Origin of the sequence: Alcaligenes faecalis (genome assembly GCF_041521385.1) — a bacterium.
Taxonomy (GTDB): Bacteria; Pseudomonadota; Gammaproteobacteria; order Burkholderiales; family Burkholderiaceae_B; genus Alcaligenes; species Alcaligenes faecalis_E.
Genome location: NZ_CP168006.1, coordinates 1,121,881 through 1,138,775, shown reverse-complemented (window position 1 = coordinate 1,138,775; position 16,895 = coordinate 1,121,881). Strand labels below are relative to the sequence as shown.

The 16,895-nt window shown below is 55.8% G+C and carries 13 protein-coding genes; 10 read left to right on the top strand and 3 right to left on the bottom strand.

What is annotated here, in order from left to right; genetic code table 11:
- The first annotated feature begins 43 nt into the window (after positions 1-43).
- Positions 44-859 carry a helix-turn-helix transcriptional regulator gene (locus tag ACDI13_RS05180; protein WP_316990820.1) on the top strand — a complete coding sequence of 272 codons (816 nt, stop codon included), beginning with the start codon at positions 44-46 and terminating at the stop codon, positions 857-859.
- 226 nt (positions 860-1,085) lie between these two features.
- Here ACDI13_RS05180 and ACDI13_RS05175 read toward each other — a convergent pair whose 3' ends face one another.
- Positions 1,086-2,075, bottom strand: coding sequence for a malate dehydrogenase (locus tag ACDI13_RS05175; protein WP_316990821.1), 990 nt, complete (start codon positions 2,073-2,075; stop codon positions 1,086-1,088).
- Positions 2,076-2,355: 280 nt separating this feature from the next.
- On the opposite strand from ACDI13_RS05175, the gene ACDI13_RS05170 reads away from it, so the two are divergent.
- From ACDI13_RS05170 to gltA, 7 genes are all read left to right on the top strand, one after another.
- Entirely contained in the window at positions 2,356-3,135 is a 780-nt protein-coding gene (locus tag ACDI13_RS05170; protein WP_372372830.1) for a GntR family transcriptional regulator, read from the top strand.
- Between the two features lie 101 nt (positions 3,136-3,236).
- Positions 3,237-3,650 carry a succinate dehydrogenase, cytochrome b556 subunit gene (sdhC, locus tag ACDI13_RS05165; RefSeq protein WP_094195945.1) on the top strand — a complete coding sequence of 138 codons (414 nt, stop codon included), beginning with the start codon at positions 3,237-3,239 and terminating at the stop codon, positions 3,648-3,650.
- Entirely contained in the window at positions 3,650-4,033 is a 384-nt protein-coding gene (gene sdhD, locus ACDI13_RS05160; RefSeq protein WP_316990823.1) for a succinate dehydrogenase, hydrophobic membrane anchor protein, read from the top strand. Before sdhC ends, sdhD begins: the two co-directional genes overlap by 1 nt.
- 3 nt (positions 4,034-4,036) lie before the next feature.
- On the top strand, positions 4,037-5,815 hold the full coding sequence (sdhA, locus tag ACDI13_RS05155) for a succinate dehydrogenase flavoprotein subunit (RefSeq protein ID WP_316990824.1): 1,779 nt from the start codon (positions 4,037-4,039) through the stop codon (positions 5,813-5,815).
- 13 nt (positions 5,816-5,828) lie between these two features.
- Positions 5,829-6,545 (top strand): succinate dehydrogenase iron-sulfur subunit, encoded by a 717-nt coding sequence (locus ACDI13_RS05150; RefSeq protein ID WP_094195948.1) that lies wholly within the window; start codon positions 5,829-5,831, stop codon positions 6,543-6,545.
- 18 nt (positions 6,546-6,563) lie between these two features.
- Positions 6,564-6,824: a succinate dehydrogenase assembly factor 2 gene (locus ACDI13_RS05145; protein ID WP_003802528.1), complete on the top strand. Its 261-nt coding sequence runs from the start codon at positions 6,564-6,566 to the stop codon at positions 6,822-6,824.
- Between the two features lie 18 nt (positions 6,825-6,842).
- Complete coding sequence (gltA, locus tag ACDI13_RS05140; RefSeq protein WP_316990825.1) at positions 6,843-8,147, top strand: citrate synthase; 1,305 nt, start codon at positions 6,843-6,845, stop codon at positions 8,145-8,147.
- 181 nt (positions 8,148-8,328) lie between these two features.
- Here the strand turns inward: gltA and lldR are convergent, their stop codons facing one another.
- Positions 8,329-9,108: a transcriptional regulator LldR gene (lldR, locus tag ACDI13_RS05135; protein ID WP_316990826.1), complete on the bottom strand. Its 780-nt coding sequence runs from the start codon at positions 9,106-9,108 to the stop codon at positions 8,329-8,331.
- Between the two features lie 239 nt (positions 9,109-9,347).
- Between lldR and ACDI13_RS05130 the strand changes: the two genes are divergently transcribed.
- The gene (locus tag ACDI13_RS05130; RefSeq protein WP_316990827.1) at positions 9,348-11,111 is read left to right on the top strand and encodes an L-lactate permease; all 1,764 of its coding nucleotides are present in this window, start codon (positions 9,348-9,350) and stop codon (positions 11,109-11,111) included.
- 95 nt (positions 11,112-11,206) lie between these two features.
- Here the strand turns inward: ACDI13_RS05130 and ACDI13_RS05125 are convergent, their stop codons facing one another.
- Positions 11,207-13,501, bottom strand: a complete 2,295-nt coding sequence (locus ACDI13_RS05125; RefSeq protein WP_316990828.1) for an NADP-dependent malic enzyme — start codon at positions 13,499-13,501, stop codon at positions 11,207-11,209.
- A 520-nt stretch (positions 13,502-14,021) separates the two neighbouring features.
- Between ACDI13_RS05125 and ACDI13_RS05120 the strand changes: the two genes are divergently transcribed.
- Positions 14,022-16,889, top strand: coding sequence for a 2-oxoglutarate dehydrogenase E1 component (locus ACDI13_RS05120; protein ID WP_316990829.1), 2,868 nt, complete (start codon positions 14,022-14,024; stop codon positions 16,887-16,889).
- Positions 16,890-16,895 lie beyond the last annotated feature (6 nt).

The following is a 16,895-nucleotide window of genomic DNA, read 5'->3' as shown; positions in this document are numbered from 1 at the left end:
TTTAACTATTTATGCTATTACTAAAAGCAATGGGGGTGCACTCATGAGAACGCTGGAACGAACGCGTCCGGATCTGGCTGCCTTCTTGCGCGCCTGTCGTGAGCGTCTCTTGCCCGAGGAGGTGGGCCTGCCCAGCGGCGGGCGCCGTCGGACTCCGGGGCTGCGTCGTGAGGAAGTTGCTGCTTTGGCGGGAGTCGGGCTGACCTGGTACACCTGGCTGGAGCAAGGGCGTGATATTGGGGTGTCGGCCAGCTTTCTGGACAATTTGGCGCGGGTTCTGAAACTGGATGCGGCCGAACGTAGACACTTGTTTTTGCTGGCGCACGAGCGCCTGCCTGCCGAGCCAGGAATTACCTGGTGTGTCTTGCCGCCCTTGGTGCGACGCCTGATGCATGATGTGCCTCATCCCGCTTTTGTTTTGAATCTGCGTTGGGACGTTCTGGGTTTCAATACTTTGGCGGATAAATTGCTGGGCTTTGGTGCGTATCCGGAGGGACAGCGCAATTTGCTGTGGCAGATGTTTACGAACCCCGCTTTGCACACGCGCTTTATGCCCTGGGAGCCACAGGCATTGGAGATGTTGTGCAGTTTTCGCCGCGACTTCGCCCGGGCAACGGCAGGCACGGATATTCATGGGCTGGCCGATGAACTCAAATGTGTATCACCAGAGTTCAAGGAGTGGTGGGAGCAGCACGACGTGCAACCGCCTTGCGGTGGGCGGCTTTCCTTGATGGTGCAAGGAAAACAGCGCGAGTTAGAGCAAACTTCGCTCATTATTGATGAGAGCCGCCATTTGCGTATGGTGGTGTATGTACCCGCTTTGCAGGAAGGTAAAGGCGATGGGGGCGGTTCACGCTAGTATTGTGCAGAGCTTGTAGAACGCAAGTAGTGAGTGCTCAGTACTGCCGTGATGCTAATAGCAGGATCCTGGTTTTACGTGTTGAGTTCCAGCATTCAGCATCAAGCACTAAGCATCGAGCAGCAGACGTTAGGGATCAGGCGTCAGGTCTCACCCATTAGACGGTAGGTATCAGGTAAAAAAATCCCCGCCGATCAGGCGGGGATTGCAGACACTGGTGGCTTAATTAGCCCAGCAGGTCTTTCACACCGTCACGCTCTTCCAGCAGCTCGTTCAGGGTGTGGTCCATACGCTCACGCGAGAAAGCGTCGATCTCCAGACCTTCAACACGCTTGTACTCACCGTTTTCGGTGGTGACAGGCACGCCGTAGATGATGCCCTCGGGGATGCCGTAGGAGCCGTCCGAAGGAACACCCATGGTGACCCATTTGCCGTTGGAACCCAGGACCCAGTCACGCACGTGGTCGATGGCCGCGTTGGCAGCCGAAGCAGCCGAGGACAGGCCACGGGCTTCGATAATGGCGGCACCACGTTTGCCCACGGTGGGGATAAAGGTTTCGCGGTTCCAGGCCTGATCGTTGATGATCGCGTCGATTTTCTCGCCGTTCACGGTAGCGAAACGGGTATCTGGGTACATGGTGGGCGAGTGGTTGCCCCAAACGATCAGGTTTTCGATATCAGCAACAGCCTTGCCGGACTTGGTGGCCAACTGCGACAGGGCGCGGTTGTGGTCCAGGCGCAGCATGGCGGTGAAGTTCTTTGCTGGCAGATCAGGAGCGGACTTCATGGCGATGTAGGCGTTGGTGTTGGCCGGGTTGCCGACAACCAGAACCTTGACGTCACGGCTGGCCACTTTGTTCAGGGCGCGGCCTTGGGCGGTGAAGATCTGGGCGTTGAAGGCCAGCAGGTCTTTACGCTCCATGCCTGGGCCACGAGGACGGGCACCGACCAGCAGGGCGACATCAACATCTTTGAAGGCGGTTTCAGGGTCGCTGTGGGCGGACATGCCTTGCAGCAGCGGGAAGGCGCAGTCGTCCAGTTCCATCATGACGCCCTTCAGGGCCTTCTGGGCTTTCTCGTCGGGAAGCTCCAGCAACTGCAGGATCACAGGCTGGTCTTTGCCCAGCATTTCGCCGGAAGCGATGCGAAACAGCAGGGCGTAGCCAATCTGGCCAGCAGCGCCGGTAACAGCGACGCGCATTGCGGGTTTGGACATGAGAGTATGACTCCGTTTTTGGGTTTGAAGACGGTGACGAAAAACACAGTTTAAATCTTTTGCAGACCGGGCGGCTGGCGTGGAAAACGGTTTTTCGCAAGAGAAAAAGCCTCTTTTTTCACTGCGCAGACTAGACCAAAACGATAGCGCCGTCAAACGTCTTATATCTTATATAAGACATAAGAGCGTTAGACATTCGGGGCCGGGCATGCGAAAATTAGTGCACTGTCTATTTTATGAACAAATGCGCGCCGCAGGCTGTATTGATCGCGCATTTTTTATGAGCCCCATGTCTGATAACGTGCCGCCGCTACGCGCCCAGGAAATCGAAAAGTCCGCTCCTGGCGCTGCCTATAGCCCTCTGTACCAACAGATCAAGGCGTTGTTGCTGCAGGGGCTGGATCGTGGCGAGTGGAAGCCCGGCGAGGCCATCCCCAGTGAACTGGAACTGGCCGCCCGTTTTCAGGTCAGCCAGGGGACGGTGCGCAAGGCCATTGACGAGCTGGCTGCCGACAATCTCCTGATTCGTCGCCAGGGCAAGGGTACTTTTGTCGCTACCCATCACGAGGCTCGTGTGCGCTTTCGTTTTTTGCGCCTGGCCCCGGACGATGGCAAGCCCGTTGCTTCCCAAAGCCGTATCCTGGATGTGCGCCGCATGAAAGCACCTACGGATGTAGCCGTGCTACTGGATTTGCGCACTTCCGATATGGTGGTGAACCTGCGCCGTGTTCTGTCTTTTGATCAGGCCCCGACCATTTATGACGACATCTGGCTTCCTGGCTCTGTCTTCAAGGGGCTGACCCTGGAAGCCGTCGAGCAGAACAGGGGCCCGATGTATGCCTGGTTCGAGAGCAAGTTTGGCGTGAGCATGGTGCGTGCCGATGAAAAGATCGGTGCTGTCAGCGCCACCGAGGAGGCTGCCTCGGTCTTGCTGGTGGAAGCTGGTTCACCGCTTTTGCACGTGGAACGCGTGTCCTATACCTATGGTGATCGACCGATGGAGTTGCGCCGGGGTTTGTACCTGACGGAGCGCTTTCATTACCGAAACACGCTCAGCTAGTTCGGCGGCATACGTATTTGATACTGCACCGTAGTGTCAAATAGGTGAAAATACCAAGGTTAAAAATTTTATGACTTTTTTTTATCTACTTCGAGGCCATCATGTCTGATACCGCACCCAAGCAGCGTCCGCAGTATCGCAATGTCAGCTTGCCGCAGATATTGAGCTACCGCATGCCCCTGGCTGCAAAATCGTCGATTTTGCATCGTGTCAGTGGTGCATTGCTGTTTCTTTGCCTGCCGCTCGTTTTATTGCCACTGTTCTCTTTGAGCGTCAGCTCTCCAGAGTCTTTCGAGACCTTGCGCAGCTACGTCGACAACCCCGTCTGTAAGCTGATTCTTCTGGTCCTGATCTGGGGCTACCTGCACCATTTCTGTGCCGGTATCCGCTATCTGACACTGGACCTGCACCTGGGTAACGACAAAGAGTCCGCCAAGAAATCGGCCGGTCTGGTGTTCGGGGTTAGCTTGGCGCTGACCGTTGTGTTTGGTTTGAAACTGTTTGGGGTGTGGTAATGGCTAATCGTGAACGCATCGGCGCACACCGTCTGGTCGTGGGCGCCCATTACGGGACCTTGGATTTTCTGGCACAACGTGTCACCGCAGTCATCATGGCCATCTACACCTTGGTCATCATCGGCGGCATTCTGTTTAGCAGTGAACTGAATTTCGAGACCTGGCGCGGCCTGTTCTCGTTCACGGTCGGCTCCCTGCCTTTGGGTCAGTTGCTGGCAACCTTGTTCTTCCTGTCTTTGTCCTGGCACGCCTGGATCGGTGTGCGTGACATCTGGATGGACTACGTCAAGCCTGCTGGCCTGCGCTTGTTCCTGCAAGTGTTGACCTTGCTGTGGCTGGTTGCCAGTGTCGTCTTTTTTGCAAAAATTATCTGGAGTCTCTAAACCGTGGCTTCCATCACAAAATCTTTGCCCCGCCGTCAGTTTGACGTAGTGGTGGTCGGTGCCGGTGGCGCCGGTATGCGTTGTTCCCTGCAATTGGCTCAGGCTGGCTTGTCCGTGGCCGTGCTCAGCAAGGTGTTCCCAACCCGCTCCCACACTGTGGCGGCTCAGGGCGGCGTCAGTGCTTCCCTGGGCAACATGAGCGAGGACCACTGGTACTGGCACATGTACGACACCGTTAAAGGTTCGGACTGGCTGGGCGACCAGGACGCCATCGAATTCATGTGCCGTGAAGCTCCACATGCTGTGTACGAGCTCGAGCACTTCGGTATGCCGTTTGACCGTAACCAGGACGGTACGATTTACCAGCGTCCATTTGGTGGCCACACCGCCAACTTTGGTGAAAAGCCGGTTCAACGTGCCTGTGCTGCTGCTGACCGTACCGGCCATGCCATGTTGCACACTCTGTACCAGCGTAACGTAGCTGCCCGTACCCAGTTCTTCGTGGAATGGATGGCTCTGGATCTGCTGCGTAACGAAGCGGGCGACGTTCTGGGTGTAACCGCTCTGGAAATGGAAACCGGCGAAATCTACGTTCTGGAAGGCAAGCGCGTGGTGCTGGCGACCGGCGGTGCTGGCCGTATCTGGGCTGCTTCCACCAACGCCTTCATCAACACGGGTGACGGCCTGGGTATGGCTGCTCGTGCCGGTCTGCCTTTGCAGGATATGGAATTCTGGCAATTCCACCCCACTGGTGTGGCGGGTGCTGGCGTGCTGATTACCGAAGGCGTGCGCGGTGAAGGCGGTATCTTGCTCAATAAAGACGGTGAGCGTTTCATGGAGCGTTATGCTCCCACCCTGAAAGACTTGGCCCCACGCGACTTCGTGTCCCGTTCCATGGACCAGGAGATCAAGGAAGGTCGCGGTTGTGGCGACGGTAGCTACGTGGTTCTGAAACTGGATCACCTGGGCGCTGACGTCATCAAGAAGCGTTTGCCCTCGATTCGCGAAATCGCGATCAAGTTCGGTAACGTGGACCCGATCAAAGACCCAATCCCTGTGGTCCCCACCATTCACTACCAGATGGGCGGTATTCCCACGAACTACTACGGTCAGGTTGTGACCCAAACGCCAACGGGCGAGAGCAAGGTTGTCAACGGTCTGTACGCCATCGGTGAATGTGCTGCTACGTCTGTGCATGGTGCCAACCGTCTGGGTACGAATTCCCTGCTGGACCTGATCGTGTTCGGTCGCGCCGCGGGCAACCACATTGTGGATTCTCACCCCGAGAAAACGCACGCTCACCAGGAAATCAACGAGTCCTCCATCGAGTACTCGCTGGACCGCGTCAACCGTCTGGAATCCCGTACCTCGGGCGAGAAGGCACAGGACGTGGGCAACAAGATCCGTGTGGCCATGCAGGCTCACTGCGGTGTGTTCCGTACCCTGGATCTGTTGCACAAGGGTGTCGACCAGATCGAATCCCTGGTTCCCGAAGTTAAGGATATTTACTTCAAAGACAAGTCCAAGGTGTTCAATACCGCCCGTATTGAAGCTCTGGAAGTGGCCAACATGATCGAAGTGGCTCGTGCTACCACGAAGTCGGCCGCCAATCGTACTGAAAGTCGCGGCGCTCATGCTCTGAACGACCACCCAGAACGTGACGACGAAAACTGGCTGCGTCACACCTTGTGGTATTCGGAAGGCAGCAAGCTGGACTACAAACCTGTCCAGATGAAGCCACTGACGGCCGAAACCGTTCCGCCCAAGCCTCGGACTTTCTAAGCAGGATACTGACATGAGCCAAAAACGTAAGGTCAAATTTGAAATCTACCGCTACGATCCTGACAAGGACGAGCGTCCCTACATGCAAAAGATCGAAGTCGAGTTGGAACCGACCGACAAGATGCTGCTCGATGCGATCCTGCGCATTAAAAACGACATGGACGACAGCCTGGCGCTGCGTCGCTCCTGCCGTGAAGGTGTGTGCGGTTCCGATGCCATGAACATCAATGGCAAGAACGGTCTGGCCTGCACCACCAACATGCGCGACTTGAAAGAGCCTGTGGTTCTGCGCCCACTGCCAGGTCTGCCGGTTATCCGTGACCTGATCGTGGACATGACCCACTTCTTCGATCAGTACCATTCGGTCAAGCCGTTCCTGATCAACGATGCTCCTCCTCCCGAGAAAGAGCGTTTGCAAACGCCTGAGGCCCGCGAGGAGCTCGATGGTCTGTACGAGTGCATTCTGTGCGCCTGCTGCTCGACCTCTTGCCCATCGTTCTGGTGGAACCCCGACAAGTTCGTCGGTCCTGCTGGTTTGTTGCAAGCCTATCGTTTCATTGCTGACTCGCGTGACGAAGCAACGGGTGAGCGCCTGGACAATCTGGAAGATCCATACCGCTTGTTCCGCTGCCACACGATCATGAATTGTACGGACGTCTGTCCAAAAGGACTGAACCCGTCGCATGCCATCGGCAAGATCAAAGAAATGCTGGTGCGTCGCGGTATCTAAAAAGGTGGGTATGTACCGATGAGAACATTGACGGAATTGGAGCGTGCACGCCTGCGTTGGCGTGCGCGCCGGGGCTTGCTTGAAAACGACTTGATGATCACCCGTTTTCTGGATCAATACGAAAACGAGCTGACTGATCAGGACGTCTCGGCCCTGACCCGCTTGTTCGAAATGGACGATACAGTTTTGCTGGATGTCCTTCTGGCTCGCTCCGAGCCAGAAGGGCAGTACGCCACACCGGACATTCAGCGACTAGTAGACATTATGCGAAAGCTATAACCATTGAGGAAAAAAGTGATGGAATTGTCAGATAAAAAAGCCACGCTATCCTTCTCCGACGGTAGCCCTTCGGTTGAGTTCCCTGTACACAAGGGCACCGTAGGTCCGGACGTGATCGATATCCGTAAGCTCTACGGTCAGACAGGTATGTTTACCTATGACCCCGGCTTTATGGCGACGGCGGCTTGCGAATCCGGTATCACCTACATTGACGGCGACAAGGGCCAGTTGATGTACCGTGGCTACCCGATCGACCAGTTGGCGCAAAAGTGCGATTTCATGGATGTGTGCTACTTGATCCTGAACGGCGACTTGCCCAACGCAGATCAGAAGCAGGAATTTGATTCCCTGGTCACGAACCACACCATGGTTCAGGAACAGATGCAGCACTTCCTGCGTGGCTTCCGTCCGGACGCTCACCCCATGGCCATACTGACCGGTCTGGTTGGTGCCCTGTCGGCGTTCTACCATGATTCCACGGACATCACGAATCCTCATCACCGTCATGTGTCGGCTATCCGCTTGATCGCCAAGCTGCCTACTCTGGTTGCGATGGCGTACAAGTATTCTTTGGGACAGCCTTTCATCTATCCCAAGAATGATTTGTCCTACACCGGCAACTTCTTGCGCATGATGTTCGCGACCCCTTGCGAAGACTACAAGGTCAACGAAGTGGTTGAGCGCGCTCTGGACCGTATCTTCATCCTGCATGCAGATCACGAACAAAACGCCTCCACCTCCACCGTGCGCCTGTGCGGTTCGTCGGGTACCAATCCTTTCGCTGCGATCGCTGCGGGTGTTGCTTGCTTGTGGGGTCCTGCCCACGGTGGTGCAAACGAAGCTTGCCTGAACATGCTGGAAGAGTTGCAAGCCAACGGCGGCATCGACAAGGTTGGCGAGTTCATGGAGAAGGTCAAGGACAAGAACTCGGGCGTGCGCCTGATGGGCTTTGGTCACCGTGTCTACAAGAACTACGACCCACGCGCCAAGCTGATGCAAGAAACCTGCAAGGAAGTTCTGGAAGCCCTGGGCCTGGAGAACGATCCTCTGTTCAAGCTGGCCATGGAACTGGAGCGCATTGCTCTGGAAGATCCATACTTCGTCGAACGCAAGCTGTACCCCAACGTAGACTTCTACTCGGGTATCGTTCAGCGCGCTATCGGCATCCCAACATCCTTGTTCACCGCTATCTTCGCCCTGGCTCGTACCGTAGGCTGGATTGCTCAGTGGAACGAAATGCTGTCCGATCCAGATTACAAGATCGGCCGTCCACGTCAGTTGTACGTGGGTCAAACTCAGCGCGACGTACCTGATCAGCGTTAATAACGGTGGGCTCAAAGGGGCCTGGATCAATCCGGGTACCATTCGTCATTGTGTTGACTGAGCCCCTGGTTTTACGCAAGTGCACCAATATGTGGTGCACTTTTTTTTCGTCCGTGTGTTTCGGTATTGGGCCGCTGCTCAGACAGGCTCTTGATAAACCGTATCCTGTGCAGATAAGGGTTCAGGGCTGTAGGAACTGGTGGTTGAAACGGGAGAGCCGCTGCTCGCGGGCATTATTTTCTTCCGACTGTCGGACTTTGGCCTGTACATGATCCAGGTGCTTGTTGATCTGATCACGGGCCAGATCGGCATTACCTTCCAAAATAGCGTTCATCACGGCCTCATGCTGCTGGGTCAATACCTCTACTTCGCGTGCATTGTCGAACTCGAACATGGCACGACGGTTTTCCTTGACGGTGGAAAAGACGAGTTGAAACAGGCCATTCATGATCTGCAAGAGCACCACGTTGTGAGATGCTTGGGCAATGGCCAGGTGGAAATGGGCATCAGCGCGGGCCGATAGCTCGGTGTCCTGGTTTTGTTGGTGCTCCACCATGATGTCAAAGCATTGCTTGATCCGCTTTTTATCCGTTTGTGTGGCCCGCATGGCAGCGTGCCATACCGTGCTGGCTTCCAAGGCTCGGCGAGCCTCCAGAACATCGTAGCGATACAAGGGGTCCTGGCTAATAAGCTGTTCCAAGGGAGCGATGGCCTGGGCGGGCCAATTGATCAAGTCGCTTTTCTGTACGAAGGTGCCGCCACCTTGGCGGGTAAACAAGACACCCTGTGAACAGAGCGTGCGTAGGGCTTCCCGTATTGGCACACGCGATACGTCCAACTGCTCAGCCAGTTGTCGCTCGGAGGGGATCCGGTCGCCAGGCTGCAGTTGCTCTTCCTGAATGAGCTGGATAATTTTTTCAGTAATCTGGTCTGATAGACGGGTTTTGGGGTTGGTAATCATAAATCAACTAAAGTGGTAAGACCAATTATTGTTTTTGGTGTCAGTATAAGGGAGAAAAACGCTAAAAATATCAGGGTTTATGCTGGTAATTAAAAAGTGGTAATACCGCTATCATTCTCCAAGCGACAACAAGAGGGGGAAGGGCTGCACGACGCTAAGGCTGGCATTCCGGTCTTGGCGCTTGGGCTAGCAGCCTCTCTTTCCATAAAACGTGCTATCGACACGAAGGAGAACTGGAGATGAGTCTGTTATACACCTTGATGGCGCTGGCGCCATTGTTGGTTGTGTTTTTGTTGATGGTGGTGCTGGGGCGCTCGGCGAAGCTGTCTATGGGTACGGCCTATATTGTGACAGCCTTGCTGGCCTTGTTTGTGTGGGGCAGTCAGGCCGAGGTCATTGCTGCGGCCACGGTCAATGGAGTGGTCATCGCCTTGACCTTGCTGTTCATTGTTTTTGGCGCCATCTTGTTGCTGAACACACTCAAGGTAGGTGGGGCGCTGGCAGCCATTCGCCAGGGCTTCATGGATGTGTCGCCTGACCGTCGCGTACAGGTCATTATTGTGGCCTGGTTGTTTGGCTCTTTGATTGAGGGTTCATCCGGTTTTGGTACACCGTCTGCGGTCGGTGCCCCTTTACTGCTGGCGTTGGGTTTTCCGGCCATGGCGGCGGTGATGTCGGTTTTGGTTATTCAGTCCACACCGGTTTCGTTTGGGGCTGTGGGTACGCCCATGCTGGTTGGTGTGCGCTCGGGGGTCGATAACAAACTTGATGTAGCCGCGGCTATTGCTCCTATGCAGCCTCTGGAGTATTTGCAGCAGATTGTCGAGAACGTGGCATTGATTCATGCCATGACTGGCTTTGTGATTCCTCTGCTGCTGTGTGGCTTGTTGACGCGCTTTTTTGGCGAACGTCGCTCCTTTACGGAAGGCTTTGGCGCCTGGAAATTTGCCTTGTTTGCCGGTGTTGCCTTCACTGTTCCTTATTACTTGATCGCGGTTGTTTTGGGGCCGGAGTTCCCATCCATGTTGGGCGCGATGGTGGGGCTGGTGATTGTCGTGACTGCGGCACGTAAGGGGTGGTTTGTGCCGTCCAAGACGTTTGATTTCCCGGACCGCAGTCAGTGGCCTTCCCATTGGCTGGGCACGGTCGTCATGGACAATGTTGAAACCAAGCAGACTTTTTCCGTGCTGAGAGCCTTTTCGCCTTACGTGCTTGTTGTGTTGCTGTTGATTTTTACCCGTACAGTTCCTGCCGTGAAAGCCTGGCTGACCGGTCCGTCTACGACGATCAGGATTGAGGCGTTGTTCGGTACGAATATTGCAACGTCGGTACAGTTGTTGTTTTCGCCGGGCGCGATCTTGATCCTGGTTTCCCTGGCATGTATTGCCATCTTCCGCATGAGTGGTCAGCAGTATATGCAAGGGGTCAAGCAATCGCTTGGCACGATGGCCAGTGCTGCTCCCGCCTTGTTGCTGGCGGTGCCGATGGTGCAAGTGTTCATCAATTCAGCCGCTGCTGATGGTTCGATTGCCAGCATGCCGTTGGTCCTGGCGCAAGGTGCGGCGGCGGCTGCCGGTCAAGCATGGCCAACAATTTCACCCTGGGTAGGCAGCTTGGGCGCCTTTATTGCTGGCTCCAATACGGTCAGCAATATGATGTTCTCGTACTTCCAGTTCTCGACAGCTCAGCAAATTGGCCTGAGTGTGGATCAGTCCGCTATCGTCGTGGCTCTGCAGGCAGTCGGTGGTGCGGCTGGCAATATGATTTGTGTGCATAACGTTGTGGCCGCGGGCGCCGTGGTAGGCATGTTGGGACGGGAAGGGGAGATTGTGCGCAAGACCCTGATACCCATGGTGTATTACGTTATTCAGGCGGGCTTGATTGGGCAGGCTTTGATTACAGGTGCCGTAGGCTGGTGGCTGGCTGCCGCTGTTTTCCTGGTCGTGACCATCGGCGGCTTGAGTTTGTCTCGTGGCCGTCAAATGGCCCCGGCGATGGCCTAAAGAGTGCTCCTGTCGAATATGGCAGGGGTTGATCAAGCAATAAAAAACCGGATGTCGCTTTATGCGGCATCCGGTTTTTATTTAGCTAAACAGGATTAGCTGTTTTGCAGGGCTTCTTGCTGAGCATCCACAACAGCCAGGGCTGTCATGTTGATGATGCGACGCACCGTGGCGCTGGTCGTCAGGATGTGGATGGGGCGAGCCGCACCCAGCAGGATGGGGCCCATGGCCACACCGTTGCTGCCTGTCATTTTCAACATGTTGTAGGTGATGTTGCCGGCATCCAGATTAGGCGTGATCAGCAGATTGGCCGAACCGCGCAGCGTGCTGTCGGGGAAGGCTTTCAGGCGGATCTTCTCGGACAGGGCGGAGTCAGCGTGCATCTCGCCGTCCACTTCCAGGTCGGGAGCGCGTTCAGCCAGGATCTGACGAGCCTTGGCCATCTTGCGCGAGGACTCGGTCTGGCGGCTACCAAAGTTCGAGTGCGACAGCAGAGCAACGCGAGGCACCACACCGAAGCGTTTGACTTCATCGGCGGCCTGGATCGTCATGTCGGCGATCTGTTCGGCTGTGGGGTTCTCGTTGACGTGGGTGTCACACACAAACAGCGTTTGTGTGGGCAGCATCAGCACGTTCATGGCGGCGAAGGTTTGGGCTTCTTTTTTCAGGCCAATGACTTGCTCGACATAGTTAAGCTGGCTGTCGTAGTTGCTGGCCACGCCGCAGATCATGCCGTCGGCATCACCGCGTTGCAGCAGCATCACGCCAATTAGCGAATTGTGCTTGCGGATCATGGCCTTGGCGATGTCTGGCGTGACGCCCTCACGTGCCTTGAGCTTGTAGTAGGCAGTCCAGGTTTCGGTGAAGCGATCGTCGTCTTCAGGGTCAACGATTTGCACGTTTTTACCCGCTTCCAGACGCAGGCCAGCTTTCTTGACGCGCATGTCGATCACGCTGGGGCGACCCACCAAAATAGGCTGGGCCAGCTTTTCGTCCACCACGGTTTGCACCGCACGCAATACGCGCTCGTCTTCACCGTCAGCGTAAATGATGCGCTTGGGTGCGGCCTTGGCCTGCATGTACAACGGACGCATCAGCGGGCCGGTGTGGTAGGTCATGGCGATCAGTTTCTGGCGGTAGGCGTCCATGTCTTCGATAGGACGGGCGGCAACGCCGGAGTCCATCGCCGCCTGGGCCACGGCAGGAGCGATCTGAACGATCAGACGGGAATCAAACGGTTTGGGAATGATGTACTCAGGACCAAAACGCAGATCTTCGCCGCCGTAAGCAGTGGCCATATCGTCGCTTTGCTCGACCTGGGCCAGCTCGGCAATGGCTTTCACGCAAGCCAGCTTCATTTCTTCGTTGATCACGCTGGCGCCAACGTCCAGGGCACCACGGAAAATGAAGGGGAAGCACAGCACGTTGTTGACCTGGTTCGGGTAGTCCGAACGGCCGGTAGCAACGATGCAGTCAGGGCGAGCTGCCTTGGCGACTTCGGGGCGGATTTCAGGCTCGGGGTTGGCCAGGGCCAGAATCAGCGGTTTGTCGGCCATGGTCTTGACCATATCGGCGCTCAGCACGCCAGGAGCCGAACAACCCAGGAACACGTCGGCACCCACCATGGCATCGGCCAGTGTGCGGGCATCGGTTTCTTGAGCGTAGCGAGCCTTGTTGGGCTCCATGTTTTCGTCGCGACCTTTCCAGATGATGCCGCGCGAATCGGCCACGAAAATGTTGCTTTGCTTCACGCCCAGGGCCACCAGCAAGTCCAGGCAAGCAATGGCGGCAGCACCTGCGCCCGAGCAAACCAGCTTGATGTCGGCAATGTTCTTGTTGACGACTTTCAGGCCGTTCAGAACGGCGGAGGACGAGATGATGGCCGTACCGTGCTGGTCGTCGTGGAACACGGGAATGCTCATGCGCTCGCGCAGCTTCTTCTCGATGTAGAAGCACTCGGGGGCCTTGATGTCTTCCAGGTTCACCCCACCCAGAGTGGGTTCCAGCGCAGCAATGATGTCGACCAGCTTGTCCGGATCGGTTTCGTTCAGTTCGATATCGAATACATCGATGCCGGCGAATTTCTTGAACAGGCAGCCTTTGCCTTCCATGACGGGCTTGGCAGCCAGTGGGCCAATATTGCCCAGACCCAGCACGGCGGTACCGTTGGTAACCACCGCTACCAGGTTGGCGCGCGAGGTGTACTTGGCGGCAGCTTCTTCGCCTTCGGCGTGGATGGCCATGCAAGCAGATGCGACGCCGGGGGAGTAGGCTAGCGAGAGGTCATCTTGATTGGCTAGGGTCTTGGTGGGGACCACCGAGATTTTTCCGGGCGTGGGATACGCGTGATAGTCCAGCGCAAGTTTGGCCAGATCGGCGTTGGCATCCATGTTGGTAAAGCTCCTGATAGGATTTTCTAGTGTAAAAGTGAATCTAATTTATAAGAAATACAGTCACCAGGTAGGTGCTGATTTGTTATAGGCAGCATATGTGAAGGCAACGCTGCTTGCCTGCCTCAAGGTGACCAAGGGCAGGCAGGGCTCGGTTTGGTGGAAAAGGGGCCCGCGAAGCGCGTACTTGCTGCACCCGTTTAGCATATCGGAATTTTTCCTTCATGTGGGGCGGGCCAGAGGTGTCAATCATGATTTGAGGTGCTTCTTTTGTAAGAATTCACCCCCGTGATAGATCGATGTGTTTGTTAATGCCAACGGTCTGATGTAGTCCCCAAGCATTTTAGATGTCATTAATTGCGCCTTTTGTGTGCGGCGTTATACTAGATCGATACGGCTTGTATAAGGCGTCCTACGTTGCCTTCTGCTCCTGCTATCCGCTAACCGGCGAGGTCCGTGTCGCGGAAGGTTTTCCTGCATCTCAACACGAGTGAAACACTCGGATAGGTGAAGCGTAATAATGTCATCGCAAAAAGAACTGCTTAGTAATTCATATCTGTTCGGGAGCAATGCTCCTTACGTCGAAGAACTCTACGAGTCCTACCTCGACAATCCGGGCTCTGTTGCCGACCAATGGCGCGAGTACTTCGATCAACTACAGCATCAGCCAGCGACTGACGGCCGCGACAGCACCCGCGATCAAGCGCACGCGCCTATTGTCGAGTCCTTCGCCCAACGTGCCAAAGCCAATGCCTTCCTGACCAGCGCGCAAGCACCGGATCTGACCGTTGCCATGAAGCAGGTGTCGGTCCAGTCCATGATTGCGGCGTACCGTTCTCTGGGTGCCCGTATTGCCGATCTGGATCCCTTGAAGCGTTCCGAGCGACCCAGCATTCCAGAACTGGATCCCGCTTTTTACGGCTTGACGGAAGCGGATCTGGACCAGGTCTACTCCGCTACCAACACCTACTTCACCAAAGCCGACACCATGACGCTGCGCGACATGCTCAAGGCCTTGCGTGATACGTACTCCCGTTCGGTGGGCGCAGAATTCATGTACATCTCCGACCCGGTGGTCAAACGCTGGATTCAGCAGCGTCTGGAGTCCGTGCATGGTACTGGTTCGTTCAACGTTGAGCAAAAACGCAATATCTTGAAGCAGTTGACCGAGGCCGAAGGCCTGGAGCGTTTCCTGCACACCAAATACGTAGGCCAGAAGCGCTTCTCCCTGGAGGGTGGTGAAAGTTTCATTGCTTGTATGGATGAAGTCGTCAATCACGCTGGCGAGAACGGCGTTCAGGAAATCATCGTGGGCATGGCTCACCGTGGTCGTCTGAACATGCTGGTCAACATCATGGGCAAAATGCCCGGTGACCTGTTTGCCGAGTTTGAAGGCCGTCACGCTGAAGGCCTGACCGACGGCGACGTGAAATATCACAATGGTTTCTCCAGCGACCTGTCCACCCGTGGCGGTCCGGTTCACTTGTCCTTGGCCTTTAACCCCTCCCACCTGGAAATTGTTAATCCAGTGGTCGAAGGTTCGGTCCGTGCTCGCCAGGACCGTCGTAGCGACGAGGACGGCAGCCAGGTTCTGCCCGTGCTGGTTCACGGTGACGCGGCCTTTGCTGGTCAGGGTGTGGTCATGGAAACACTGAACCTGGCCCAGACTCGTGGTTACGGTACCGGTGGCACGCTGCACATCGTTATTAACAACCAGATCGGTTTCACCACCTCTGACCCCCGCGATACACGCTCCACGCTGTATTGCACGGACGTGGTCAAGATGATTGAAGCCCCAGTATTCCACGTAAACGGCGACGATCCTGAAGCCGTGGTGTTCGTGACTCAGTTGGCTCTGGATTTCCGCCGTGAGTTCAAGCACGACGTCGTGGTTGATATTGTTTGCTTCCGTAAACTGGGCCACAACGAGCAAGATACGCCTTCGATGACCCAGCCGCTGATGTACAAGACGATTGGTCAGCACAATGGCACCCGCAAGCTGTACGCTGATAAGCTGGTTGCACAAGGTGTTCTGTCCGATAACGAACCCGAAGATCTGGTCAAGGGCTATCGTCAACTGATGGAAGACGGCAAGCGGACGGTTGAACCTGTTCTGACTGACTACAAGAACAAGTACGCCACCGACTGGTCTGCCTTCCTGGGCGCCAAATGGACCGACCAGGCTGATACCGCCTTGCCGATGTCCGAGCTGACACGCATCGGTGAAAAACTGACGACCGTGCCAGAAGGCTTTACCGTTCACCCTCTGGTCAACCGCATGTTGAACGACCGCCGTGCCATGGCGCGTGGTGAAGCGCAAGTGGATTGGGGCATGGGCGAGCACCTGGCCTTTGCAACCTTGGTGAACAATGGCTATGCCATTCGTATTACCGGGCAGGATTCGGGCCGTGGTACGTTCACGCACCGCCATGCCGTGCTGCATGATCAAAAACGCGAACGCTGGAACGACGGTACCTACATTCCTTTGCAGAACGTCTCCGAAGGCCAAGCTACCTTCACGGTGATTGACTCGGTCTTGTCCGAAGAAGCCGTGCTGGCCTTTGAATACGGTTACGCTTCGGCAGAGCCCAATATCTTGACGATCTGGGAAGCCCAGTTCGGCGACTTTGCCAACGGCGCCCAGGTTGTGATTGACCAGTTCATTACATCGGGTGAAGCCAAATGGGGCCGTCATTGCGGCCTGACCTTGATGCTGCCACACGGTTACGAAGGTCAGGGTCCCGAGCACTCTTCGGCACGTATCGAGCGTTTCTTGCAACTGTGTGCAGACAACAATATCCAGGTTGTCCAGCCCACCAATGGTGCCCAGATCTTCCACGTTCTGCGTCGCCAGATGATCCGTCCTTTCCGCAAGCCTTTGGTCATCATGACGCCCAAGTCCTTGCTGCGTAACAAAGATGCTACCTCGCCATTGAGCGATCTGGCTGAAGGCCACTTCATGCCTGTAATCGGTGAAACGGATCAGGCGATTGATGCAGCCGCTGTCAAACGTGTTCTGGCTTGCTCGGGCAAGGTTTACTACGATCTGGTCAACCACCGCAAAGAGCTGGAGCGCAACGATATTGCCATTATCCGTGTGGAGCAGTTGTATCCGTTTGCCCACAAGGCCTTCCAGGCAGAGCTGGCTAAGTACAGCAACGCCAAGGAAGTTATCTGGGTTCAGGACGAACCTCAAAACCAAGGTGCATGGTTCTACGTTCAGCATCACATCTACGAGAACATGACCGAAGGTCAGAAGCTGGGTTACGCCGGTCGTGCCGCGTCCGCTTCGCCGGCTGTTGGTTACCTGGCCAAGCACCAGGAACAACACAAGGTGTTGCTGGAGCAGGCTTTCGGCGCTCGCAAAGGCTTCATGCTGACCAAATAACGCACC